General features: G+C 63.7%; 25 protein-coding genes and 1 pseudogene. 17 read left to right on the forward strand and 9 right to left on the reverse strand.

Features of this window, described 5'->3' with window-relative positions:
* The first annotated feature begins 416 nt into the window (after nt 1–416).
* From HV796_RS01840 to HV796_RS01860, 5 genes and pseudogenes are all read left to right on the forward strand, one after another.
* A complete protein-coding gene (locus tag HV796_RS01840; RefSeq protein WP_377692506.1) occupies nt 417–1076 on the forward strand; it encodes a cytochrome b/b6 domain-containing protein in 660 nt (219 codons plus the stop codon).
* A 10-nt stretch (nt 1077–1086) separates the two neighbouring features.
* Nucleotides 1087–1880 (forward strand): annotated as a pseudogene (locus HV796_RS01845) (molybdopterin-dependent oxidoreductase).
* A 103-nt stretch (nt 1881–1983) separates the two neighbouring features.
* The gene (locus tag HV796_RS01850; RefSeq protein ID WP_175224613.1) at nt 1984–2229 is read left to right on the forward strand and encodes a pentapeptide MXKDX repeat protein; all 246 of its coding nucleotides are present in this window, start codon (nt 1984–1986) and stop codon (nt 2227–2229) included.
* 462 nt (nt 2230–2691) lie between these two features.
* Complete coding sequence (locus HV796_RS01855) at nt 2692–3609, forward strand: EamA family transporter (RefSeq protein WP_175224615.1); 918 nt, start codon at nt 2692–2694, stop codon at nt 3607–3609.
* Between the two features lie 439 nt (nt 3610–4048).
* A complete protein-coding gene (locus tag HV796_RS01860) occupies nt 4049–4834 on the forward strand; it encodes a DUF4397 domain-containing protein (protein ID WP_175224617.1) in 786 nt (261 codons plus the stop codon).
* 97 nt (nt 4835–4931) lie between these two features.
* Here the strand turns inward: HV796_RS01860 and HV796_RS01865 are convergent, their stop codons facing one another.
* Nucleotides 4932–5072 (reverse strand): entericidin A/B family lipoprotein, encoded by a 141-nt coding sequence (locus HV796_RS01865; RefSeq protein ID WP_175224619.1) that lies wholly within the window; start codon nt 5070–5072, stop codon nt 4932–4934.
* Nucleotides 5073–5296: 224 nt separating this feature from the next.
* Here HV796_RS01865 and HV796_RS01870 point away from each other — a divergent pair, with 224 nt between their 5' ends.
* From HV796_RS01870 to HV796_RS01880, 3 genes are all read left to right on the forward strand, one after another.
* Nucleotides 5297–5473, forward strand: coding sequence for a DUF1328 domain-containing protein (locus tag HV796_RS01870; protein WP_134195119.1), 177 nt, complete (start codon nt 5297–5299; stop codon nt 5471–5473).
* Nucleotides 5474–5528: 55 nt separating this feature from the next.
* The gene (locus HV796_RS01875; protein ID WP_012400904.1) at nt 5529–5690 is read left to right on the forward strand and encodes a DUF1328 domain-containing protein; all 162 of its coding nucleotides are present in this window, start codon (nt 5529–5531) and stop codon (nt 5688–5690) included.
* 81 nt (nt 5691–5771) lie between these two features.
* The gene (locus HV796_RS01880; protein ID WP_175224622.1) at nt 5772–6335 is read left to right on the forward strand and encodes a ferritin-like domain-containing protein; all 564 of its coding nucleotides are present in this window, start codon (nt 5772–5774) and stop codon (nt 6333–6335) included.
* 165 nt (nt 6336–6500) lie between these two features.
* Here the strand turns inward: HV796_RS01880 and HV796_RS01885 are convergent, their stop codons facing one another.
* From HV796_RS01885 to HV796_RS01915, 7 genes are all read right to left on the reverse strand, one after another.
* On the reverse strand, nt 6501–7703 hold the full coding sequence (locus tag HV796_RS01885; protein WP_175224624.1) for an MFS transporter: 1203 nt from the start codon (nt 7701–7703) through the stop codon (nt 6501–6503).
* A gap of 298 nt (nt 7704–8001) precedes the next feature.
* On the reverse strand, nt 8002–8829 hold the full coding sequence (locus HV796_RS01890) for a phosphodiesterase (protein WP_175224626.1): 828 nt from the start codon (nt 8827–8829) through the stop codon (nt 8002–8004).
* Between the two features lie 81 nt (nt 8830–8910).
* On the reverse strand, nt 8911–9978 hold the full coding sequence (locus tag HV796_RS01895) for an ABC transporter ATP-binding protein (protein WP_175224628.1): 1068 nt from the start codon (nt 9976–9978) through the stop codon (nt 8911–8913).
* The gene (locus HV796_RS01900; RefSeq protein WP_175224630.1) at nt 9975–10898 is read right to left on the reverse strand and encodes an ABC transporter permease; all 924 of its coding nucleotides are present in this window, start codon (nt 10896–10898) and stop codon (nt 9975–9977) included. The genes HV796_RS01895 and HV796_RS01900 overlap by 4 nt, the downstream gene beginning before the upstream one ends.
* 29 nt (nt 10899–10927) lie before the next feature.
* Nucleotides 10928–11752 (reverse strand): ABC transporter permease, encoded by an 825-nt coding sequence (locus tag HV796_RS01905; protein WP_175224632.1) that lies wholly within the window; start codon nt 11750–11752, stop codon nt 10928–10930.
* Entirely contained in the window at nt 11749–12717 is a 969-nt protein-coding gene (locus HV796_RS01910; protein ID WP_377692522.1) for an ABC transporter substrate-binding protein, read from the reverse strand. The genes HV796_RS01905 and HV796_RS01910 overlap by 4 nt, the downstream gene beginning before the upstream one ends.
* A gap of 185 nt (nt 12718–12902) precedes the next feature.
* On the reverse strand, nt 12903–14000 hold the full coding sequence (locus HV796_RS01915) for a LacI family DNA-binding transcriptional regulator (RefSeq protein WP_175224634.1): 1098 nt from the start codon (nt 13998–14000) through the stop codon (nt 12903–12905).
* Nucleotides 14001–14691: 691 nt separating this feature from the next.
* Here HV796_RS01915 and HV796_RS01920 point away from each other — a divergent pair.
* From HV796_RS01920 to HV796_RS01930, 3 genes are all read left to right on the forward strand, one after another.
* A complete protein-coding gene (locus tag HV796_RS01920) occupies nt 14692–14874 on the forward strand; it encodes a type II toxin-antitoxin system HicA family toxin (RefSeq protein WP_175224635.1) in 183 nt (60 codons plus the stop codon).
* A 61-nt stretch (nt 14875–14935) separates the two neighbouring features.
* Nucleotides 14936–15337, forward strand: coding sequence for a type II toxin-antitoxin system HicB family antitoxin (locus tag HV796_RS01925; RefSeq protein ID WP_175224637.1), 402 nt, complete (start codon nt 14936–14938; stop codon nt 15335–15337).
* 198 nt (nt 15338–15535) lie between these two features.
* Nucleotides 15536–16636, forward strand: a complete 1101-nt coding sequence (locus HV796_RS01930; protein WP_175224639.1) for a hypothetical protein — start codon at nt 15536–15538, stop codon at nt 16634–16636.
* A 78-nt stretch (nt 16637–16714) separates the two neighbouring features.
* Here the strand turns inward: HV796_RS01930 and HV796_RS01935 are convergent, their stop codons facing one another.
* Complete coding sequence (locus HV796_RS01935; protein WP_175224640.1) at nt 16715–16966, reverse strand: hypothetical protein; 252 nt, start codon at nt 16964–16966, stop codon at nt 16715–16717.
* Between the two features lie 250 nt (nt 16967–17216).
* On the opposite strand from HV796_RS01935, the gene HV796_RS01940 reads away from it, so the two are divergent.
* The 6 genes from HV796_RS01940 to HV796_RS01965 all read left to right on the forward strand — a co-directional run bounded on the left by HV796_RS01940 (nt 17217) and on the right by HV796_RS01965 (nt 21372).
* On the forward strand, nt 17217–17837 hold the full coding sequence (locus HV796_RS01940) for a glutathione S-transferase family protein (protein WP_175224642.1): 621 nt from the start codon (nt 17217–17219) through the stop codon (nt 17835–17837).
* 183 nt (nt 17838–18020) lie between these two features.
* On the forward strand, nt 18021–18224 hold the full coding sequence (locus HV796_RS01945) for a hypothetical protein (RefSeq protein ID WP_175224644.1): 204 nt from the start codon (nt 18021–18023) through the stop codon (nt 18222–18224).
* Nucleotides 18225–18421: 197 nt separating this feature from the next.
* Complete coding sequence (locus tag HV796_RS01950) at nt 18422–19822, forward strand: FAD-containing oxidoreductase (RefSeq protein ID WP_175224647.1); 1401 nt, start codon at nt 18422–18424, stop codon at nt 19820–19822.
* A gap of 13 nt (nt 19823–19835) precedes the next feature.
* Nucleotides 19836–20216, forward strand: a complete 381-nt coding sequence (locus HV796_RS01955) for a cupin domain-containing protein (RefSeq protein ID WP_175224649.1) — start codon at nt 19836–19838, stop codon at nt 20214–20216.
* 67 nt (nt 20217–20283) lie between these two features.
* Nucleotides 20284–20859 (forward strand): TMEM175 family protein, encoded by a 576-nt coding sequence (locus HV796_RS01960; RefSeq protein ID WP_175224651.1) that lies wholly within the window; start codon nt 20284–20286, stop codon nt 20857–20859.
* A 6-nt stretch (nt 20860–20865) separates the two neighbouring features.
* Nucleotides 20866–21372, forward strand: a complete 507-nt coding sequence (locus tag HV796_RS01965) for a metallophosphoesterase family protein (protein ID WP_175224653.1) — start codon at nt 20866–20868, stop codon at nt 21370–21372.
* The last annotated feature ends 116 nt before the right edge of the window (nt 21373–21488 follow it).

Genomic DNA, 21488 nt, shown 5'->3' on the forward strand with positions numbered 1-21488 from the left:
TATTTCTCACCCACGCTACGCGATATTGGCGGCCGGACCGAGGTGTGCGACGAGTTCTGAAAACCCGCGACGCCCGGCTTGCGGCGGACAACGATGCGTAACGCAGGACCCCCGCGTTAGCAGCGCACAAGATAACCTGGCTTCGCGGTGCTTGGCAACCCGTCAGAGGGTTCTGCGACGCGCGTACGCACCGAATCCGGCCTCCCGACAAAAATTTCGACGGCGGATGTCATATCGGCCACGTTGCCTCGACAAACGTGCAGATCGGAAATGGCGCTTTGCGATGTTGCCTTGGCTGGTGCGCTCAAGCATCGCCGTGCTGCCACTCGATGTTCGTAAGCGGATTGAACGGAAAGACCGCGGTGCGTCGCTCGCCCATCGCGCTAACGCAAAGCACAACGTAAGAGGAATCGATGATGGCAACCCCTCACGCCGACGCTACGCGGCGTCCCGCGCGCCCGCACATCGCGCCGCCGCCCGTGGCCGGCGCGCGCCCGGTTCACCCGCTGTGGGTGCGCATCGGGCATTGGCTCAACGCGCTGGCCGCGATCGTGATGATGCTGTCGGGCTGGCGCATCTACGACGCGTCGCCGGTTTTTCACGGCTTCGTGATTCCACCGAACCTGACGCTCGGCGGCTGGCTCGGCGGCGCGCTGCAATGGCACTTCGCGGCGATGTGGCTGCTGGTGTTCAACGGCATCGTGTATCTGGCGCTGAACATCGCCAGCGGACGGTTCTTTCGCAAGTTCATGCCGGTCTCGTCGCGCGCCGTTCTGCGCGATCTGGGAGCCGCGCTGACCGGCAAGCTGTCGCATGCCGATCTGAACCACTACAACGCGGTGCAGAAGGTTGCGTATCTGTTCGTCATCTGCGATCTGATCGTGCTCGTGTTGTCGGGCCTCGCGATCTGGAAGTCGGTGCAGTTTCCGCTTTTGCGAGAATTGATGGGCGGCTACGACAACGCGCGCGTCGTGCACTTCTGCGCGATGGCGCTGATGGCGGGTTTTCTCGTCGTGCATCTGGTGATGGTCGCGCTGGTGCCGCGCTCGTTGCTCGCGATGCTTCGCGGTCGATAAGGAGAGCGTGATGGGTGATCAATCCAGGCGCGGATTAGATGGCAAAGCGAGCCGCAAGCTCGACCGCCGATCGATCCTGCAAGACGCGAAGCGCGAACTGGCGATGCCGTCGCGGCGCCTGTTCGGCAAGCAGTTGCTGACCTTGGGCGGGCTGTCGATGCTAACCGGCTGTTCGCTGACCGACGACGATTCCGTCAACAGGTTTCTGATGGCGGTGTCGCGGCTTAACGATCGTGCGCAAGCGTTCCTGTTCGATCCGACACAGCTTGCGCCGACCTATATGGAAGCGCAGATCACGCGGCCATTTCCGTTCAATGCGTATTACAGCATCGACGATGTGCCGCATGTCGATGCGGCTGCATACCGTCTGCAACTGAGCGGCCTCGTCACCGGCAAACGGAGCTGGACGCTGCCTGAACTGTATGCGCTGCCGCACGCGGAACAGATCACGCGGCATATCTGCGTCGAAGGCTGGAGCGCGGTCGGCCGTGGGGCGGTACGCCGTTCAGCGATTTTCTGAAGCGCGTCGGCGCGGACACGAGTGCGAAGTACGTGGGCTTCAAATGCGCGGACGACTACTACGAGAGCATCGATATGCCGACCGCGCTGCATCCGCAGACGCTGCTCACGTTCGACTATGACGGCGAGCGACTGCCCGCGAAATATGGCTTCCCGATGAAGCTGCGGATGCCGACCAAGCTCGGCTACAAGAACCCGAAGCACATCGTCGAGATTTTCGTCACGAATACGTACCCCGGAGGCTATTGGAGCGACCAGGGGTACAACTGGTTCGGAGGCTCCTGATGCGCGTCAGCGTGCTCGCCACGACACGCAGCAGGAGCTTCGGAAGACACCCGGCAGCGCCGGTTTATTTCAAATCAGGCAGGACACACACACGGAGTCAATCATGAAGAAACTCGCAATGATCGCAGCGGCAGCGGCATGTCTCACGACCGGCACCGCCGCGTTTGCGCAGGCCAGCGGCGCGATGTCGAACGACGCGATGGCGCAGGGCGCGATGTCGCACGACAGCATGTCCCACGACAGCATGTCGAAGGCCGGATCGAAGGACAAGATGAAGCACGACAAGATGAAGAAGGGCGGCGACGCGATGGGCATGGGTCACGAGGCATCGGGCGCGATGGCCCAATAAGCACGGCGGCGCGCACGCGCCGGTCGGTTCGAGCCGCGACAGGCCGCCGGAGGAATCCGGCGGTTCACAGGAAGCCGGCACACGCATGCAAGCGTGCGCCGGTTTTGTCTTTCCGGCGCCCGCATTCGAATACGAACCGTGCGGCGTGCACGTTTCGTTACCATTCTGTCGACGGCGAGTAAAACGGTTACTGCATAATTGAGGGTCCGCTTGCGCTACCGGCTGCGAGTCGGTTGTGATCATCTTGTAGTCAGCGTTCCTGATCCACCCTTTGATCGACTTTTGACCCGCTTACCGGCGCGCGAGCCGTGCGTGCCCGCTGTTCTACCGTCCTACTGCCATGCGTTTCAGTCCTGCCTGCCTTGCCGCCGCCGCGCCCGTTTGCGCGGCGATCGTTGCCGTGTTGCCGCCGGGTTACGCTGGCCCGGCTTGCGCACCGACCGGCAGCGGCAGGTATGGCTCATGCGCCTGAATCTTCCCGCGCGTTTCCCGTTCCGCTTGCCGCAATCGACCGGCGGGCGCATTGCGCTTGCGCTCGCGGTGGTCTATCTGGTCTGGGGCTCGACGTACCTCTGTGTGCACGTTGCGCTTGGCTCGTTTCCGCCGCTTCTGATGTCGGGCCTGCGCAACTTCTTCGCCGGCATGGGTCTTTTTATCTTCGCGGTGCGCCGCCGCCCGCCGTGGCCGCGCGTTGAGCAGGTGCGCAATGCGGCGCTGGTCGGCACGATGCTGGTCGGCCTGTCGAGCGGGATGCTCGCGTATGGGATGCGTACCGTCGGCACCGGTACCGCGGCGGTGATGGTCGCGACTGTGCCGCTCTTTGCCACCGTGATCGCCGCGCTGGCCGGACGCCGTATCGCGCGCGGCGAGTGGTTCGCGGTCGGCCTTGGGCTCGTCGGCATCATGATCCTGAGTCACGGCGATACCGCGCCGGGCTCCGCCGGCGGTAGCCTCGCGATTCTCTGCGGCGCGCTGTTCTGGGCCGGCGGCGCGCATCTGGCCGGGCGGCTGTCGCTGCCGTCCGATCTGTTCTTGTCGACGGCACTGCAAATCGGGCTTGGCGGCGCGATCTCGACGTTCGTCGCGTGGGTATCCGGCGAACGGATGCTCGAACTGCATTTTCTGCCGGTGGTCGCCTTTCTCTATCTGATGCTGATCGGCACGATGGCCGCGTATGTCGCGTACGGCTATCTGATCCGCCACACGAGTCCGATCATCGCGAGTAGCTGCATGTATGTGAATCCGCTCGTCGCGGTCGCGCTCGGCGCGCTGCTGCTCGCCGAGCCGGTCACGCGCTCGACGGTCGTCGCGACCGTCGTCATTCTGTCGAGCGTCGGCTTGTCGTTCTGGTTCGACTACCGGCGGCGTGCCCGTGCATAAGCGGATCACGTACCGCGCTGCGTGATCCGTCCCATCCTGTTGAACGTGCGATCCCCCGCATGCGGTAACCGCTGCACGAGCCGTGTAACGCTGGCTCGCCGCGGCCCGTGCGCACGCGCTTGCGTTGCTGCGCGGCAAAGCGTTCCGATGAGAGCTTCTAACCGTTGAAAGTCCCTTATCTGACGGGTCACCTTTGATGTTTGCAGTGCGTAAGGCTTGCATGCGGCACACAGTTTGCTGAATGCGATCGTCCAAACGACGCGGACCGCGGCGATCGACGAGCACCGATTCGTCGCGCTCCACGACCAGGGACACGAAGGCATGCCGCCGTTTGGAAGGCTCGCTGCGCAACTGATCACAACAACCGGACGCGCATCGGTGCCTGCGGCAGGCCGCATATCAACGGGTGCGGGTATGCCCGCTTTCAGGGAGGTGGTCAATGAAGCTTATCCGTACGATTGCGACGCTGTTCGGTGCGGCATCCTTACTAGTGGCGTGCGGTGGAGGAGGCCATGACGCTGGCAAGGAACTCGGCCTGACCAATCCGGAGATGCACTTCGTGCACGCCATTCCGGGTGGCCCGACGGTCGATTTCCTCGTTAATGGAGCCGCATTGCAGTCGAACATCAGCTACAAGCAGGTGACGAACTTCGCGAACGTCAATACCGGACAGACGGTGGTCGGCTACGCGACGACGGGCAGCACGACCCTGCTGGCAAGCGGCACATTCTCCGACGTCGCGAACGGTCACGAGTACACGGTGATCGCGGTGCCGGGACTGACCGCGCCCGACATCGGTCTGATCGACGATCCGTTCGACAAGGGCTTGTTGTCGAACAGCGCGCGCGTGCGGTCGTTCAATGCGTCGGTGAACGCGTCGAACGTCGACCTGTATCTGGTCCCGCAGGGCACCGACGTGAACACGGTCGGCCCGACGTTAGCGGGCGTGTCGTTCAAGAACGCGGTGCCGGCTTCCGGACAGGATTCGGTCTATGTGAACGGCGGTACGTACGTGCTGATCGCAACGACCGCGGGTAGCAAGACAGTGATTTTCCAGTCCGCTCCGTTTGCGCTCGCGAACAACGCGGACTGGCTCATCACGACGGTGCCGATTGCCGGCGCGCTTAGCCAGTTGCTGCCGAACCAGATTCACCTGCTGGTCGCGCAAGGCGGGAACACGTCGCAACCGGCGCTCGAATTGAGCAATACGTTGAACGGAGAATAACGACGAGGCATCAGGGAGAAGCGGGAGTAGCGGCCCGCGTCGCGCGGGCCGCCTTTTTACCGCATCGACGAACGACTAACGATTGAACGACTAACGATTATTTGGCCTTTTCAGCGGTATCGCTGATCGCCTGACCGCCCTTCGAAATATCCTGGCCGGCGCCGGAGACCGTGTTGCAAGCAGAGAGCGTGGCCGTGCCGGTGAACACGAACAGAAGCAAAGCGATGAGTCGAGTCATGAGTCTTCCCCTTATCAAGGATGCACGCTGGAACGCTTGCGCGCCGGGCGCGCCGCGTCTCGTTCGACCCGGCCGAATGCGCCAGCCGATCCGGTCTGATTGGCGCAGCAGCAAGCCGCATTCCCGCCCTGCACGGGGCGACGCGAAAATCAGCGCGCGTCGCGACTCAGGTCCGTTCCGTGCTAGCTACAGAATGTCGATCGCACTATCCTGGAGAAGCCATCATGCTGAAGTGGGCGCTGTTTTTTGCCATCGTGGCCGTGATTGCCGGATTGCTGGGCTTTACCGGCGTAGCAGCGGGCGCCGCGGCGATTGCGAAGATCCTGTTTATCGTGTTCGTCATTCTGTGCGTCGTGTTTCTCATACTCGGCTTTGTCGTGACGAAGAAGATCGTCGACTAGCGGTCGCCAGTCGCGTACCACAACAACGCATCGTTGAAAAAAAGGGAGCGTCGCCATGCTGCATTACGCACTCGTGTTCTTCGTGATCGCGATCATTGCCGCGGTATTCGGTTTTACTGGCATTGCGGCCGGCGCGGCCGAAATCGCGAAGATTCTGTTCTACATCTTTCTGGTGGTGTTCGTCGTCACGTTGTTGCTGGGCGTGTTCCGAACGTAGCCGCTGCAACTTTCCCGCAGGCGCGGCGGTACGCGACGAGCGTGCGCCGCGGTCCCCACCAATCGCATAAGGAGCCGTTAAATGTCGAAGTCATTGGAAGCACAGGGCACGGCGACGAAAGGCCCATTCGTGATAGACCTCGAGAAGATTCGCACGCAGGCGCGCAAGGACATGGACGACGGTCCGGTCACGCAAAGCTACAAGGCCGACCGCAATACGGTGCTCAAGCTGCTCAACGGTGCGCTCGCCACCGAAATTGTCTGCACGCTGCGGTATAAGCGTCACTACTTCATGGCGAAGGGCATCAACTCGGAAGCCGTCGCACAGGAATTTCTCGAGCATGCGAACGAAGAGCAACAGCATGCGGACCAGCTCGCCGCACGCATCGTGCAACTGGGCGGTGCGCCGGATTTCTCGCCGGATAGCCTGACCGCCCGTTCGCACTCGGAATACAAGGAGGGCACCGATCTGACCGATATGATTCGCGAGAATCTCGTCGCGGAGCGGATTGCGATCGACACGTATCGCGAGATGGTCCGTTACCTGGGCGACGCGGATACGACGACCCGCCGCATTTTCGAGGAAATTCTCGCAGTCGAAGAGGAGCACGCGGACGACATGGCCGATCTGCTCGCGCGCCGTTGACGATGCCGGTTCGTCGCCGTCGGTCGGGATAGACGCAGGTGCGGCGCAGTGGGCGCTAGCCGTTGTTGCAGACGCAACGTTCGCTGCACGCGCGCTCGGCGCCGAGCGCGGCGCCTGAGGACGCCCATGCGGGCGCGCCCGCCGACGCCCATGCGGCGTGCGTGTTCATTGGGACGCCGCGACCGTGCCGCGCCCGGTGCGCCGATGGTTCCACGCGGCAATGCCGCTAAAAAGCAGCCCCGCGACGCTCACGCCGACCCAGCCGAACCTCGGCCACACGAGCGCGGCGACCAGCGAGCCGAGCGCGCCGCCGATGAAATAGGCGACCATATACACGGTATTGACGCGGCTGCGCGCCTCGGGCTTGAGCGCATAAATGCGCGACTGGTTCGAGATCTGCGCGGCCTGTACGCCGATGTCCAGCACGATCACGCCGATCACGAGGCCGGTCAGGCTGGATCCCGACAGCGCGAACACGATGAACGATGCGGCGCAAAGCCCGATCGACAGTGTCACGACCGCGCGCGGACCGCGCCGGTCCGCGGATTTGCCGGCGAGCGGCGCGGCGAGCGCGCCTGCCGCGCCGACAATGCCGAACAGACCGGTCGCCTGCGGCCCGAGATGGAACGGCGGGCCCGCAAGCAGCAGCGCGAGTGTCGACCAGAAAATGCTGAACCCTGCGAACAGCGATCCGCCGGTGACGGCCGCTTCGCGCAGCCCGCGCAATTCGACGCTCAGATGCCACATCGACGCGAGCAACTGGCCATACGGCAGCGTCGACGTCGGTTTGCTGTGCGGCAGTCGCATGATGATCACGATGGACAGCACGATCAGCACCACGATCGACACGCCGAACACCGCGCGCCAGCCGAAATATTCAGCGATAAAACCGGCCGCCGTCCGCGCGAGCAGAATGCCGAGCAACAAACCGCTCATCACGATGCCGACCGCGTGACCGCGTTGCGATCCCGGTGCGATTTCGGCCGCGAATGGCACGGCCTGCTGGGCGATCGTCGCGAGTATGCCGATCGCGAGGCTCGCGGCCGCCAGGACCGCGAGTGTTGGCGCGAAGGTCGCGCACAGTAGCGCGACGCAGAGCGCGGCGGTTTGCAGAAGAATCAGCGCGCGCCGGTCGAAGCGGTCGCCAAGCGGCGCAAGCAGCAGCATGCCGCCCGCGTAGCCGAGTTGTGTTGCGGCCGGCACCACGCCGACCCACGCCGCGCTATGCGGATACGACTTGCGAAAATCGTCGAGCAGCGGCTGGTTGTAGTAGATGTTCGCGACCGAGATACCGGCGATCGTCGCGAGGAGCAGCAGCAGGCCGCTTAGCGAGCGATCGGACGGAGCGGTGCTTTCGGAAGTGGACATGTGCGGCTGACGGGTTGAATCGGCGAAGCGCCTGATTGGCGGAGTGCACGATCGGCAGATGCCCGCTCGGCAGGGGACGCGATCGGGGCCGATTGCACGCACGGCAGCATGGTGACCGGCCGCCGGCGCGCGGGGCGATGCATGCGCGATGCAAATGACACATCGGGCACGCCCGGCGACACCCACCGGGCGTGCCCGATGATACCGGACGCGCGCCGATCGTGCATCGGCGGCGCAGCATCGCCGTGAGTGGCCTGCCGCTTCACCGCTTCAGTACCCGCGTGATGCCGGTGCGCGGTCAGTCGATCAGCGCGCCGGCGGGCTCATGGAACGGGTAGGGACCGTCGCCTTGATCGACATACGCATGATGCGTGACGAGTCCCGTCGCCGCATCGTACCAATGCAGCGCGAACGCTGGCGCTTCCATGCGAAACACGGACGGTGCATCGTCGCGCAGATCGAGCGCCACCTGATGCGCGGGCGCCGGTACCGCCGACGCGATCGTGCCGCCGAAGCGCACGAACATCGGCCGGTGCACGTGTCCGCAGATCACACGCTCGACGTTCGGATGGCGTGCGATCAGCGTTTCGACTTCGCGCGCGGCGGCGGGGTCGAGGCGCACTTGATCCATATGACCGATGCCGGACACGAACGGCGGGTGGTGCAGCGCGACGATCACCGGCTTGCCGCTCGCCGCGTCGAGCTGCGCGGCGAGCCACGCGAGGCGCGTGGCGCACAGCGTGCCGCCGCTCGCGCCAGGCACGATCGAATCGAGCGCGAGCACGCGCAACGCGCCGACATCGAACGCGTATTGCACGAATTCACCCCCCGCGAACAGTTCCTGCCGTTCGCTGAACACCGTGCGCAATGCGGCGCGGTCATCGTGATTGCCGACCAGCAGGTAATAGGGAATCTGCAACGGCTCGAGCAGCGCTTTCAGATGTTCGTATTGTTCGACGTCGCCCTGATCGACCAGATCGCCGGTGACGATCACGGCGTTCGGGCGCGGCACGAGTGCGTTGAGCGCCGCCACGCAACGGCTGAAGTAGGCGGCGGTATCGACGCGGCGATAGGCGAGTGCGCCGGGGCGTTTGATATGCAGGTCGCTGATCTGGGCTAGCAGCATGAAAGCCTCTGACTGTTCACGAAAGGAGCAAGGGACGGATGGCGCATGGGGTCTCGCCGGCGCGTGTCACGAAGTGTTGCGTCACGATAGCGCAATCAGCGCATCCTGCGCGATCGAGATGCCGACCGCTGTGCCGCGTGCGAGCTCGACGCGCCCCGCGACGTCGACGATCAGCGCATCGGGCGCCGCATCGCGGATCGTCAGCCGGGTGCGCTCGCCAAGAAACGCCGCGTGTTCGACCGTGCCGCGCAATTGTGCGCTCGACGGATCGGCGAGCCACGCGTCTTCGGGGCGGAAGAACACTTCATGTGTTTCTTGCGCGCCATTTTGCGCAGCATGTGCGGCCGCCCGAGGTGTCGGGACGGGCACCGCGCCGCCGCGGGTCGTGAGCACGCCGTCGCGCCATGCGCCGGCCAGCCGGTTGACGGTGCCGATAAATTGCGCAACCGTGCGATTGGCCGGACGGTAATAGATGTCGCGCGGTGCGCCGATCTGTTCAATGCGACCGTGGCTCATGACGACGATGCGGTCGCCGAGTTCCATCGCCTCGGCCTGATCGTGTGTCACATAGACGGTCGTGATGCCGAGTTCGCGCAGCAGCGTATTCATCTCAGTGCGCAGCGTGTCGCGCAGCCGTGCATCGAGTGCGGTCAGAGGCTCGTCGAGCAGCAGGACACGCGGCTGCGGCGCGATTGCGCGGGCCAGCGCGACACGCTGACGCTGCCCGCCCGACAACTGATCAACCGGTTTGTCCGCGTGTCCGGTGAGCCGCATCATCGCGAGCAGTTCGTCGACGCGGCGGCGCGTCTCCGGCGCGGGCACGCGGCGTATCTTCAATCCGTAGCCGATATTGCCGCGCACCGTCAGGTTCGGAAACAGCGCGTAGTTCTGAAACACCATGCCGACCGCGCGCCGCTCGATCGGCAGCGTGGTCACGTCATCGTCGCCGAAGCGCACGCGGCCGCCCGCGTCGGGCGTCTCGAGGCCCGCGATCAGCCGCAGGGTCGTGGTCTTGCCGCAGCCGGAGGGGCCGAGCAGCACCAGCGTCTCGCCCGCGCCGATCTGCAGTTCGAGCGGTTCGAGCACGCGCGCGCCGCGAAACGTCTTCGCGCAGTTCGACAGGGTGATGGGCACGGGGGCGAGCTTCATGATGTCACCTCGTCGGAACGGGAAGGGCGCGCTGCGGCGCTGTCGTTTTGCCGGTGCGCCGCGCGTCGCTGGCCGCTTGCATCGACGCCGAGCCATTGCATCGCCACCAGCAGCGGCATCGTCATGATGAAAAACACGATGGTGTACGCGCTGCCCACTTCGATGCGCATCGACGCGTACGTGTCGGCGAGGCCGACTGGCAGCGTTTTGGTGTCGGGCGTATGCAGCATCCACGTGAGGTTGAATTCGCCGATCGACAGCGTCACCACGGCAAGCGCGCCCGCGACGATACCCGGCCGGATATTGGGCAGCACGATCGTCACGAAGCGCTGCGCGAAGCCTGCGCCGAGGCTTGCGGCGCCCTCTTCGAGCGTGCGCAGTCCGGCGCTCGCGCAGACCGCGGCGACCGCGCGCACCATGAACGGCAGCGTGAACACCACGTGACCGACGACGATAAACGCCGCGCTCATCCGGAACGCGCTGAACCCGCCGTAGACGACCAGCAACGCGAGCGCCGAAGCAAGCCCGGGCAACGCGACCGGCAGCACGAGCATTTCTTCGACGACACGCGCGAGGCGCGTCTTGCTGCGCGCGAGCGCATAGCCGGCCGGCACGCCGGTGATCAGCGTCACGATCAGCGTGGCGGCGGCCACTTCGAGCGACAGAAACACCGACGCGTGATACTGCGTCCACACTTCGCCGAGCCAGCGCAGCGTGAGACCGCTTGCGACGCCGCGAAAGTAGTTGACGGTGAGACCCGCGACGATCGACATCACGACCGGTACGATCAGAAATGCGCACAGCGCGAGCGTGACGAACCATTGGCCTGCTGCAAGCCAGCCGCGCGCAGACGGCAGTGCGAACGCGCGGCTGCGGCGCGGCGCGGGCGAGTCCGGGTGTGTTTCGACGAGGGTGTTCATGCGAATGGGCTCGTCGTCATTCATGCGCGTCATGCGGTCGCCGCGACGGCGGAGCCAGTCGCGCTGCGCGCCGCAGCCAGTACTGCCCAGGTGACGATGCCGAGAATGATCGACAGGCCTGCCGCCGTCACCATGTTCGCGCTTAGCGTGAACTGCGTGTAGATCGTCATGGGCAGCACATCGATGTCGGTTGCCAGCGTGAAGGCGGTGCCGAATGCGCCCATCGAGGTTGCGAAGCACACGGCGCCCGCCGCGATCAGCCCCGGCGCAAGCGCGGGCAGCACGATGTCGCACAGGATTCGCCACGGCGACGCGCCGAGCGAGCGCGCTGCTTCTTCGAGCGACGCATCGAGCTTGGTTGCCGACGCCATCACGGTGATGATCACGCGTGGAATCGAAAAGTAGAGGTAACCGACGAAGAGACCCGCGATCGAGTAGGCGAATACCCAGCGGTCGCCGGTCAGCTTCATCGACAGGGAACCGATCAGGCCTTGCCGGCCCGCCAGCATGATCACCATAAAGCCGACCACGACGCCCGGAAAGGCAAGCGGGAAGGTGAGCAGCGCGAGCAGCAGGCGCTTGCCGGTGAACTCGCGGCGCGCGAGCAGCAGGCCGGCGATGACCGACAGCACGAGCGTGGTTAGCGTGACCGCCGCCGATAGCAAGACAGTCTGGCCAAGGCTGCGCATATAGCTCGCGTTGGTCAGGAGTGCAGCATAGGTCGCGAACGGATGACCGTCGCCGCTGACCTGCACGAGCGCGGCGATCGGCAGCAGCCAGAACGCGATAAACACCGATAGCGCCGGCGCGATAAACGCGACGCGCCAGCGCTGCGGGAACGTGATGTCGTTCAATGCATCACCTGAAGATACTGCTCGCCGAAGCTTTGCTGCTTGTCGGCCATCTTCGCGAAGTCGACCGCTTTCGCGCGTGCGTAGTCGGCCGCGGGCAGGAATCTGCTCGCCGCGTCCGCGCTCATCTCATTCGCACGTACCGGCCGCAGATAGGCGTTCGCCCACAGCTTCTGACCTTCGTCGGACAGCACGAAGTCGAGCACCTTCTTGCCGTTCGCGTCGTGCGGCGCGCCCTTCACGAGGCTCATCACATACGGCACCGAGATCGTGCCTTCCTGGGGAATCACGAATTCGACGTTCGCGTGATCCTTGTATTTCGCGCGATAGGCGTCGAAATCGTAGTCGAGCAGGATCGGAATTTCGCCGGATAGCACGCGAGCATAGGCGGTCTGCTTCGGCACGATCGGATCGTTTGCCTTCAGCTTGCGAAACCAGTCGAGGCCAGGCTTGAAGTTGTCGAAGCTGCCGCCGAGCGCCTGATTCACGGCGACCGCGCCGGCATAACCGACGAACGCGCTCGACGGGTCGAGATAGCCGATCATTCCCTTGTACTCGGGCTTGAGCAGGTCGGCCCACGAGCGCGGCACGGGCTTGCCTTCGAGCGCGTCCTTGTTGACGAAGAAGCCGAGCGTGCCCGAATGGATCGCGAACCAGTAGCCTTGCGGGTCTTTCATGTTCGCGGGGATGTCGTTCCAGTGGGCGGGCTTGTACGGCTGGATCACGCCCTTGTCCTTCGCCTGGAACGCCGACGACACGCCGAGATAGACAACGTCCGCGACCGGGCTTTTTGCTTCGGCCATCAGTTGCGCGATGGCCTGACCGGAGTTCTTGTTGTCGAACGGGACGCGAATGCCGGTCTTTTGCTGGATCGCGTTGATCTGGCTCGCCCAGTCGGCCCATTCGGGCGGGCAGTTGTAGCAGATCGCGGTTTCTTCCGCATGGGCAAGCGGCGCGGCGGCAAGCATACCGAGCACCGCCGCGGTGGTAAATGTGGCGGTGAGTGTTGCGAGACGGCGTGACAGCGTGTTGATTATCGTTCGGCGAGACAGGTTCACAGCGATCTCCAAGGCGGTGTGAAAAACGGGCGGGCGCGATGCGAGGTGGCGGCCTGCACCGGTGAGCCGGGCGTGCGGCACGCTCGGACCTGGCGCTAACCCGCGGAATGCGCGGCCTGGTACGACGAGCCCGATTGCGCAGCGGCCGGCGTCGTTTCGTGCGAGCGCCTCGCCGATGCCGCATCGGCGTGACTGGAAATCGCGGCGATCGTCGCGCCTTCGCGCAACGTGTACGGCAGCGTCAGCGACAGCGATGCGTCCGCATACGTTCCATCGATTCTCGCGATCAGCCGGCGCCACGCGGAGCAGCCGATCTCCCGATTCGGCGAGCCGATGCTCGCTAGCGGCGGCGCGAGCAGTTCGCCCATCGCGAGGCCGTCGAAACCGAGAATCGACATGTCGCGCGGCACGTCCAGGTGCGCGCGGCGCAGCCCGCGCATCACGACCATCGCGAGCAGGTCGTTGCTGCAGAAGAGGGCGGTCGGGCGCTGGCTGCCGGTCAGATGCGCGAGCACCGACGGCGCGAGTTCGTCCGCATTGAAATCGATTTCGAGCGCCGGGGCGGGCGTGAGTCCGGCTTGCTGCATCGCCTGCGAGTAGCCGACGTGACGCAGCCGCGCGCGGTCCGACGCGGCCAGCGTGCCGGCCAGCATCAGGATGTGCCGATGTCCGTGCGCGATCAGCATGCGCACGCCCTCGAATGCGGCGAGCCGGTTGTCGACCGACACGGACGGGCGACGCACGGTGTCGTTGTGCATCAGCACGTAGAGCATGCCGGCATGGTCGAGTTCGTCGAGCAGCGGGTGGGTGTCGGCGTCCGCGACGGTCAGGATCAGCCCTTCGACGCGCTGTTCGCGCAGTGTCTCGATCGCATGGCGTTCCCGTTCGGCGTCGTATTGGGTCGTCATCAGCATCAGCCGGAAGCCCTGCGCGGCGGCGAGTTCGTCGATTCCTTGCAGGCATTCGGCGAACACTGGGTTCGCGATGGTCGGCAGCACGACGCCGATCAGACGGCTGCGCTCGCCGCGTAGCTGGCGGCCGAGCGGGCTCGGGCGGAAGTCGAGCGCGTCGATCGACTGGCGGACTTTTTCGAGCGTCACCGGATTCACGGTATGGGGCGCGTTGATCGCGCGCGACACGGTCGCGATCGAGAATCCCGCGTGGGCGGCGACATCTTTGATGGTCGGAGTCATCGTGTCGGCAGGTTTCGTGTAAACGTTTTCGCCGGGCCGATTATCGATAGCGAATATGACGAACGCGTGACGTACAAAAGGCTGACACGCTCTTTTGGTGCGGCTCGCCGGGCGATGGTAGAATCCCGTCCGCCCTGCCGGGGTGATGAAATTGGTAAACATAGCGGACTTAAATGATTGAGTGCCTGGTCGGAAACGGCCGGTGCAGAACCCCTCAAATTCGGCGAAACCCCTGGGCCGGCCCCGCGCCGCCGCGGCAACGCCGAGCCAAGCCCGCCGCCGCTCAAAAGGCGAAGGCGCGGAAGGTGTAGAGACTAGACGGGGGGCGCCTAAGGCGGTGCGCGGTAGGGTCGGTTTTCTTCGTTGGTGAAATCGGCACTGCGGTGTGCGGCAATGGCGAAGGCATAGTCCAGCGCACGAACGGGAATGCCGCCTGGTATTCGCCGGCGTCGAAAGACGTGGTGTGAAGAAAATCCGCCGCTTAACGGCTTGCCGGTTCGAGTCCGGTCCCCGGCACCAGTTTGGCCATCTTCACCCATCCTCAAACCTAATCAACACGTTGCCCTTTCCAGGCGTTTGCCTGGTCGCTCACGGTGTCGTCGTGACTGCATAGTTACACACAACTACACAAAAAACTGGCGACTTCGCGATCTTCGTGTGTATAGTTACACACCGAGAGCCGGAGGTGACGATGAATTCATCGCAACTGATCCGGGTGCTCAAGGACGATGGCTGGAAGTTGATACGTGTGACAGGCAGTCATCATCACTTTAAACATGCGGTGAAGCCGGGCCTTGTCACGGTGCCTCACCCGAAGAAGGACCTGCCAATCGGCACGACGAAGAGCATCCTGAAATCCGCCGGTCTTCAATGACTGGCGGTTTTTTCGGGCAGACGGTGCCACTACCGGAGTTGACCTCATAGGAAGAGCAAAAATGGAATTTCCCATCGCAGTTCATAAGGACGATGGGAGCGTCTACGGAGTGACCGTTCCGGATATTCCGGGCGTCCACTCCTGGGGCGACACCATCGATGATGCGATCAGAAACGCGAAGGAGGCGATTGTCGGTCACGTTTCGACGTTGGTTGAACTCGGCGAAGACGTGGGCTTCATGTGTTCGACGGTCGAAGAACTGGTCGCGAGGCCCGAATATGCCGGCGCCGTATGGGCGCTGGTCGAAGTCGATCTGACGAAGCTCGATTCGAAGCCGGAACGGATCAACGTCAGCCTGCCGCGATTCGTGTTGCGTAAGATCGATGCCTACGTCGCGGCGCGTCACGAAACGCGAAGCGGCTTCCTCGCGCGCGCCGCACTGGAAGCATTGGCGCATTCATAAAGCCTGTGCATGGCGCTTTGAGGCCCGCTTCAGCGGGCCTTTGTATTTCTGGATGGCCGACCGGCGTACGGCCGTCCTCAAAACACGCAACCTCCTCAAGACACGCAACAATCTGCCGATAACGTCAGACAAGATCCACCGTTCGCCACCCTGCGGCGGCTCGCGGTATGCGGACACTTCCCCCTCCGATCACCAGATATGTCGACTCCAATCAGCGGCAGTAATCTCAGCGGGTTGCTGGGCGCACTGAATCCTAATTCGAACGATCCGTCCGCCAACGCGGGCCGGACCAAGTCCAGCCAGACGGGCTCGGTCGCGGACCCCGGTTCTCAGTTGGCCGCGTCACTCGCCGCCGCGCTTCAGGCGCAGGCAGCCAGCGTCAACCAGCTTATGCAGGCATTCGGGCAGGCGCTGCAGGGCGCGACGACCGTCGACCCGTCGACCGGCGTGCGCGAGGTGTCGGCGAGCGCAAGCACCCAGTTGAGCACCGCGCTCAACGGCTTCTTCGTGCAAAACGGCTTCAGCCAGCAGCAGGCCGACGCGGCAACCAAAGACTTCGTCGCGGAACTGGCCAAGGGCGGTCCGGTCGATCTCGACGCGAGTTTCGACGAATCCGTTTCTGTCGCATCGTCGATGTCCACCAGTTATGGCTCGACGACGATGTCCGCGTCGTCGGTGGCGGTCAATGAGCGTTCCGGCTCGGTCGCGATCGATTTCGATCCGACGACCGGCAAGATCTCGATTTCGCTCAAGGAACAGCAGATGAGTGCGATCACGACATTGACCCAGATCTCGGGCCCGGCCGCGTTGACGTTGCCGTTGTTGGCGCTGCCTCAACCGCAGGACGGCCTCCTGAACCTGCTGCCCGGCCACGGCCACAACAGCACGGACAACGGCGACAGCAACGACGCAACGAATGGTCAGGGGGCTGCCGCGCAGTCCGGCAGCGCCAGCGACAAGACGGCGGCGTCGAACGACGCAAACAGCACGTTGAACGGACTGCTTGCGGGCCTGACGCAGCCGACGTTGCACACGACGCAGGAAGCGCTGGACCTGCTGGGCCAGATGCTTAAGTCCATGCAACCGGGCGGTGCGGCGGCAAGCGCGAACGGCGGTGCCGCAGCGGCGGGCGGTACGCAGGATCAATCCGCTTCCGGTGCTTTCTCCGTGTCGATCGGCTTTACGCAGACGTTGTCGATCGCGCTGCACGACCTGACCGGCCATGGCACGACGCTGTTCAAGCGGCCCGACGGTAGCACGGGAGCAATGTCGTTCGAGCCGACGCACGTTGAGGTTTGAGCGGTAGACACGCGGCGCGAGGGGGGTGTGTCCGCGCCGTGTGTCGTTTGCATTACTCGCGGTGCTCAATGCTGTTCTTCACTCCGCAGCCGGTTCTTCGGGCCGTTGTTGTGTCACCGTGATGTATTGCTCCAGTTCTGGCTGGTCGATTGCCAACAACAGCAGGGCGGTTCCGCCGAGCTGTCGGGCAAATTCGTCGTCAAGCGCAAAGGAACGACTTTCAAGCGACCAGGGCATGACAAGCGCACTTTCCTTTAACGCAGAGACTGAGTGTCGGTCGACCGTGCATGTCTCGATCCGTTGTCCTTCTTCGTTGTACGTGATCAGCACGCACCGCGCGCTTCTTTGACTCATCCGAATTCCCTTAGGAAGTTGGCATTGCGATTCATCGCGGTGGAAGCCCTGCTCTCGGCCATATGGGCTCCGTACTTTCGCACAAAAAACACTCGCCATATTCCATCCACCACCTCTCGCCACTCGCCCTCCATTCGTCTAAAGTAACCGCAGCCCCGCATCGCCCAGACCGTGCGCATCGAACGATCGAAAACCCGAAAAGCCAACTGAATGGAGGAGAGCAAACATGCAACTGATCGGTATGATGGATTCCCCATACGTGCGTCGCGTCGCGATCGCGCTCGCGATGTACGGCATTCCGTGCGAGCACCGCGCGCTGTCGGTATTCCGTCACTTCGACGAATTCGCGAAGACAAATCCGGTAGTCAAAGCACCGACCCTGATCACCGACGACGGCACGATGCTAGTCGATTCGTCGCTGATCCTCGACTATCTGGACCACAAGGCCGCACCCCAGCGGCGGCTGATGCCCGAGGACCTCGCGCTGCGGGCCAAAGCGCTGCATCTGATCGGCTTTGCGCTCGCCGCATGCGAAAAGACCATGCAGCACGTGTACGAAGATATGCTGCGGCCGAAGGAGAAACGGCATGAGCCGTGGGTCGCGCGCGTTCGAACCCAGTTGCACGGCGCATATGGCCAACTGGAAGCCGAACTCGCCGCGCACCAAGGCAATGGCTGGCTGCTCGGCGACTGGGTGATGCTGCCGGATATCACGATCGCCGTCGCATGGCGCTTTACGCAGTTTGTTTTGCTGGACGAGGTCGATCCGGCACGTTATCCGGCGCTTGCCGCATTTTCCGCGCGGGCCGAGGCGTTGCCCGCGTTCGTCGAGACGCCGCTCGAGTAGCGAGGCCCTGTTGGCTGCCAGCACGCGCGCAGCGCCCGTGTGCCGGGATTGTTGTCCTGGTTCGACAAGTGACTTCATGTTTGTGCCATTTATCCGCAAGTGGCACATCTCTACAATTGCTTCCATCGGCAAATAAGTTGGCGGCGCGCCCCAGACAGGCTGCGACGCATTTTGGGAGCAGTCATGAAATCGTTGATCGAGCGGCAGATCTATCATCCGGCGGTGGTGCTGCCGATGCTGTCGCTCATGCAAATGATGGTGTCCACGGACTTCAACCTCGGGCAGGTCGGCGTACTGGTCGCGACCAATGGCGCACGCGCGGCGTTACAGCGCTCGCGCGATTTGATGTGCCATATGGTGTGCCACGGCGAAGATCGGGCGCACTAAGAACCTCGTCAAAGACCACCTCGAGGAAACCGCATCACGCGCCTGAAAGGCGCGTCTGTCGATAGAAACCGGGCGCTCGACGCCCGGTTTTCTTTTGCCGAAGGCTTTTGGCATGGGCTGCCGCCCTGCTTGCAGGGCATTGTCGTCGGGCTGGCGTAAGATGACCGATCCTCGACCCGCGCTTTGGGAGATCTGCCATGCCACAGCACTTCGACGCAATCGTGATCGGCACAGGGCAGGGCGGCTCGCCGCTCGCCGTCCGGCTCGGCAAGAGCGGCCGCAAAACGGCCATCGTCGAACGTGATTTGTTCGGCGGCACGTGCGTCAACGTTGGCTGTACGCCCACCAAGGCTTATGTGGCGAGCGCGCGCGCCGCGCATGTCGCGCGTCATGCGGCCGGCTATGGCGTGCAGGTCAGCGGTGAAGTCACCGTCGATCTGGCTCAGGTGAAGGCGCGTAAGGATCGCATCATCGGCCAGTCGCGCACCGGCGTCGAAAAGTGGCTGCGCACCGCGCAGAACGTGTCGGTGTTCACTGGCCACGGCCGCTTTACCGGCCCGCGCACCCTTTCGATCACGGACCACGAAGGGCGCGTCAGCGATGAACTGAGCGCCGACGAATTCTTCCTGAACACCGGCACGCGCCCTGTGATTCCAAAGGTCGACGGCCTCGAGCGGATCCGCTACTACACGAACTCGACGCTGCTCGATCTGACCGAGCTTCCCGAGCATCTGGTGATCGTCGGCGGCAGCTATATCGCACTCGAGTTTGCGCAGGTGTTCCGCCGCTTCGGCAGCCGCGTGACCGTGCTGGTGCGTAGCGACCGGTTGCTCAAGCGCGAAGACGCGGATTTCGCGGAAGCGGTGCAAAAGGTGCTTGCGCGCGAGGGCATCGCGTTTCGTTTCATGTCCGAGCCCGTTCGCATCGAGCCGCTGCATGGCGACGGTTCAACGGCCGCACGAGTCACGTGCGCGTCTGGCATTCCGGTCGAAGCGTCGCATCTGCTATTCGCGACCGGCCGCCGGCCGAACACCGACGATCTCGGTCTCGACGTTGCGGGCGTCCACGTGGACCCACATGGCACGGTTCCGGTCGACGGGCAATTGCGCACGAATGCGCCCGGCATCTGGGCGATCGGCGATATCAATGGCCGCGGCGCATTCACGCATACCTCGTACGACGACTATCTGATCGTCGCCGCCAATCTGCTCGACGGCGGCAAGCGCAGCGTCGACGACCGGATCATGGCGTCTGCGGTGTTCATCGATCCGCCGCTCGCGCGCGTCGGGTTATCGGAAACGGACGTTCGCCAATCGGGCCGCGCGGCGCTGATCGCCACGATGCCGATGACGCGTGTCGGCCGTGCGCGCGAGAAAGGCGAAACGGACGGCTTCATGAAAGCGCTGGTCGACTCGCAAACGAAACAGATTCTCGGTGCGACCATTTACGGCGTCGACGGCGATGAAGCGATTCACACTTTCATCGACATCATGACGGCGCGCGCGCCGTATCCGACGCTGCAATTCGCGATGCATGTCCACCCGACAGTCAGCGAGCTGGTGCCGACGCTGCTCGATAGCCTGAAGCCGCTCGAATGACGCCGAGGCCGCGTTGAACCCCGCTGCGAAACGTCCGCCCGGCGTAGCCGGCAATCTATTCAGCGCTGTCGAACAGGGTCCGCACGAGCATGTCGACGTGCTCGCCGAACGCGGCGATCTGACCATCGAACGCATCGTTTCAATGGCGCATGCGAGCCCCGCTGGCTTCTGGTACGACAGCCCCCGCGACGAATGGGTCGTGCTGCTGACGGGTGCGGCGGCGCTCGAGTTCGAACACGATGCCGCGCGGCACGACATGCGGCCCGGCGACTACCTGCTGATCGAAGCGCATCGCCGCCATCGCGTCGCATGGACCCATCCGGATCAGCCAACCGTGTGGCTCGCGGTTCACTATTCAGCCGAGGTCGACAAACGGCGGGACGATCGCCGATAATCGGCCGCAGCGCGCGCGGTCGCCACGTGCACCGTCGTTATCCAACTGAGACAAAGGAAACCGGCAGATGGGCAAAGGGCGTATCGAAGCGTTCAGCGACGGCGTGATTGCGATCATCATCACGATCATGGTGCTTGAGCTCAAAGTGCCCGAAGGCTTCGATCTGGAATCGCTGCGGCCTGTCGGGCCCGTGTTCTGTGCGTATGTGCTGAGCTTTATCTATGTCGGCATTTACTGGAACAATCACCATCATATGTTCCATACGGTGCAGAAGGTCAACGGCGCGACACTTTGGGCGAATCTGCATCTGCTGTTCTGGCTGTCGCTGCTGCCGGCGGTGACTCACTGGCTGGGCGAGAGTCACCTGTCCGCGTGGCCCACCGCGCTATACGGCGTCGTGCTGCTGATGTCCGCAATCGCGTATTTCATTCTGGCGCATGTGATGGTGCGCCACCATGGTCCCGATTCGACGCTCGCGCGTGCACTCGGCGCCGACCGGAAAGGCAAGCTATCGGTCGTGGTGTATCTGGCGGGCGTGGTGCTTGCGTTTGTGGAGCCGTGGATGTCGGCCGTGCTGTACACGTTGATGGCCGCAATCTGGCTGGTGCCGGACCGGCGCATTGAACGCGCGCTGGCGGAGTGATCTGCGATGACCTCGTCACCTTCAGCTTCGTCGTCTTTGGCATCGTCGAAAGTGGCCCGCATCGGTCTGATCTCCGATACGCATAATCTCGTGCGTCCCGAAGCGCTGCGCCATCTCGAAGGCTGCGATGCGATCGTACATGCCGGCGATATCTGCGAACCGGCGGTGCTCGACGCATTGCGCGAGATCGCACCGGTTACGGCGGTCCGCGGCAACAATGACACCGGCGCATGGGCCGCGGCATTGCCGACGCACGCGACGCTGACGGTGCGCGACGTGACGATTCTCGTTGTGCACGATATGGCCGATGTCGGCAAGAATGTGCATCGCGACGGCGTGCGCGTGGTCGTCACCGGGCATTCGCATCAGCCGCGCATCGACGAACGCGATGGCGTGCTGTACGTAAATCCCGGCAGCGCGGGGCCGCGGCGTTTCAGGCTGCCGATATCCGCGGGCCTTTTGCTGATCGACGGCGCGCAGGTTCATGCAACGTTGCATACGCTGATTGCGTGAGCGGCGGGCCGCGGCGCGGCGCGTCCGCGGCACGTCCTTTGCTATCCCTACTGGAAAGACCTCGGTCCAACGCGCGACGCGCATGCGATGCGTGTGCGTGTGGCCGGGTCATTGAA

The sequence above is a fragment of the Paraburkholderia humisilvae genome, assembly GCF_902859855.1.
Taxonomy (GTDB): domain Bacteria; phylum Pseudomonadota; class Gammaproteobacteria; order Burkholderiales; family Burkholderiaceae; genus Paraburkholderia; species Paraburkholderia humisilvae.

Bases quoted from the DNA above. Each gene is read 5' to 3' on its own strand.
- HV796_RS01840 (WP_377692506.1), top strand. From the start codon at position 417: ATGGCAACCCCTCACGCCGACGCTACGCGGCGTCCCGCGCGCCCGCAC.
- HV796_RS01850 (WP_175224613.1), top strand. From the start codon at position 1,984: ATGAAGAAACTCGCAATGATCGCAGCGGCAGCGGCATGTCTCACGACC.
- HV796_RS01855 (WP_175224615.1), top strand. From the start codon at position 2,692: ATGCGCCTGAATCTTCCCGCGCGTTTCCCGTTCCGCTTGCCGCAATCG.
- HV796_RS01860 (WP_175224617.1), top strand. From the start codon at position 4,049: ATGAAGCTTATCCGTACGATTGCGACGCTGTTCGGTGCGGCATCCTTA.
- HV796_RS01865 (WP_175224619.1), bottom strand. From the start codon at position 5,072: ATGACTCGACTCATCGCTTTGCTTCTGTTCGTGTTCACCGGCACGGCC.
- HV796_RS01870 (WP_134195119.1), top strand. From the start codon at position 5,297: ATGCTGAAGTGGGCGCTGTTTTTTGCCATCGTGGCCGTGATTGCCGGA.
- HV796_RS01875 (WP_012400904.1), top strand. From the start codon at position 5,529: ATGCTGCATTACGCACTCGTGTTCTTCGTGATCGCGATCATTGCCGCG.
- HV796_RS01880 (WP_175224622.1), top strand. From the start codon at position 5,772: ATGTCGAAGTCATTGGAAGCACAGGGCACGGCGACGAAAGGCCCATTC.
- HV796_RS01885 (WP_175224624.1), bottom strand. From the start codon at position 7,703: ATGTCCACTTCCGAAAGCACCGCTCCGTCCGATCGCTCGCTAAGCGGC.
- HV796_RS01890 (WP_175224626.1), bottom strand. From the start codon at position 8,829: ATGCTGCTAGCCCAGATCAGCGACCTGCATATCAAACGCCCCGGCGCA.
- HV796_RS01895 (WP_175224628.1), bottom strand. From the start codon at position 9,978: ATGAAGCTCGCCCCCGTGCCCATCACCCTGTCGAACTGCGCGAAGACG.
- HV796_RS01900 (WP_175224630.1), bottom strand. From the start codon at position 10,898: ATGAACACCCTCGTCGAAACACACCCGGACTCGCCCGCGCCGCGCCGC.
- HV796_RS01910 (WP_377692522.1), bottom strand. From the start codon at position 12,717: ATGCTTGCCGCCGCGCCGCTTGCCCATGCGGAAGAAACCGCGATCTGC.
- HV796_RS01915 (WP_175224634.1), bottom strand. From the start codon at position 14,000: ATGACTCCGACCATCAAAGATGTCGCCGCCCACGCGGGATTCTCGATC.
- HV796_RS01920 (WP_175224635.1), top strand. From the start codon at position 14,692: ATGAATTCATCGCAACTGATCCGGGTGCTCAAGGACGATGGCTGGAAG.
- HV796_RS01925 (WP_175224637.1), top strand. From the start codon at position 14,936: ATGGAATTTCCCATCGCAGTTCATAAGGACGATGGGAGCGTCTACGGA.
- HV796_RS01930 (WP_175224639.1), top strand. From the start codon at position 15,536: ATGTCGACTCCAATCAGCGGCAGTAATCTCAGCGGGTTGCTGGGCGCA.
- HV796_RS01940 (WP_175224642.1), top strand. From the start codon at position 17,217: ATGCAACTGATCGGTATGATGGATTCCCCATACGTGCGTCGCGTCGCG.
- HV796_RS01945 (WP_175224644.1), top strand. From the start codon at position 18,021: ATGAAATCGTTGATCGAGCGGCAGATCTATCATCCGGCGGTGGTGCTG.
- HV796_RS01950 (WP_175224647.1), top strand. From the start codon at position 18,422: ATGCCACAGCACTTCGACGCAATCGTGATCGGCACAGGGCAGGGCGGC.
- HV796_RS01960 (WP_175224651.1), top strand. From the start codon at position 20,284: ATGGGCAAAGGGCGTATCGAAGCGTTCAGCGACGGCGTGATTGCGATC.
- HV796_RS01965 (WP_175224653.1), top strand. From the start codon at position 20,866: ATGACCTCGTCACCTTCAGCTTCGTCGTCTTTGGCATCGTCGAAAGTG.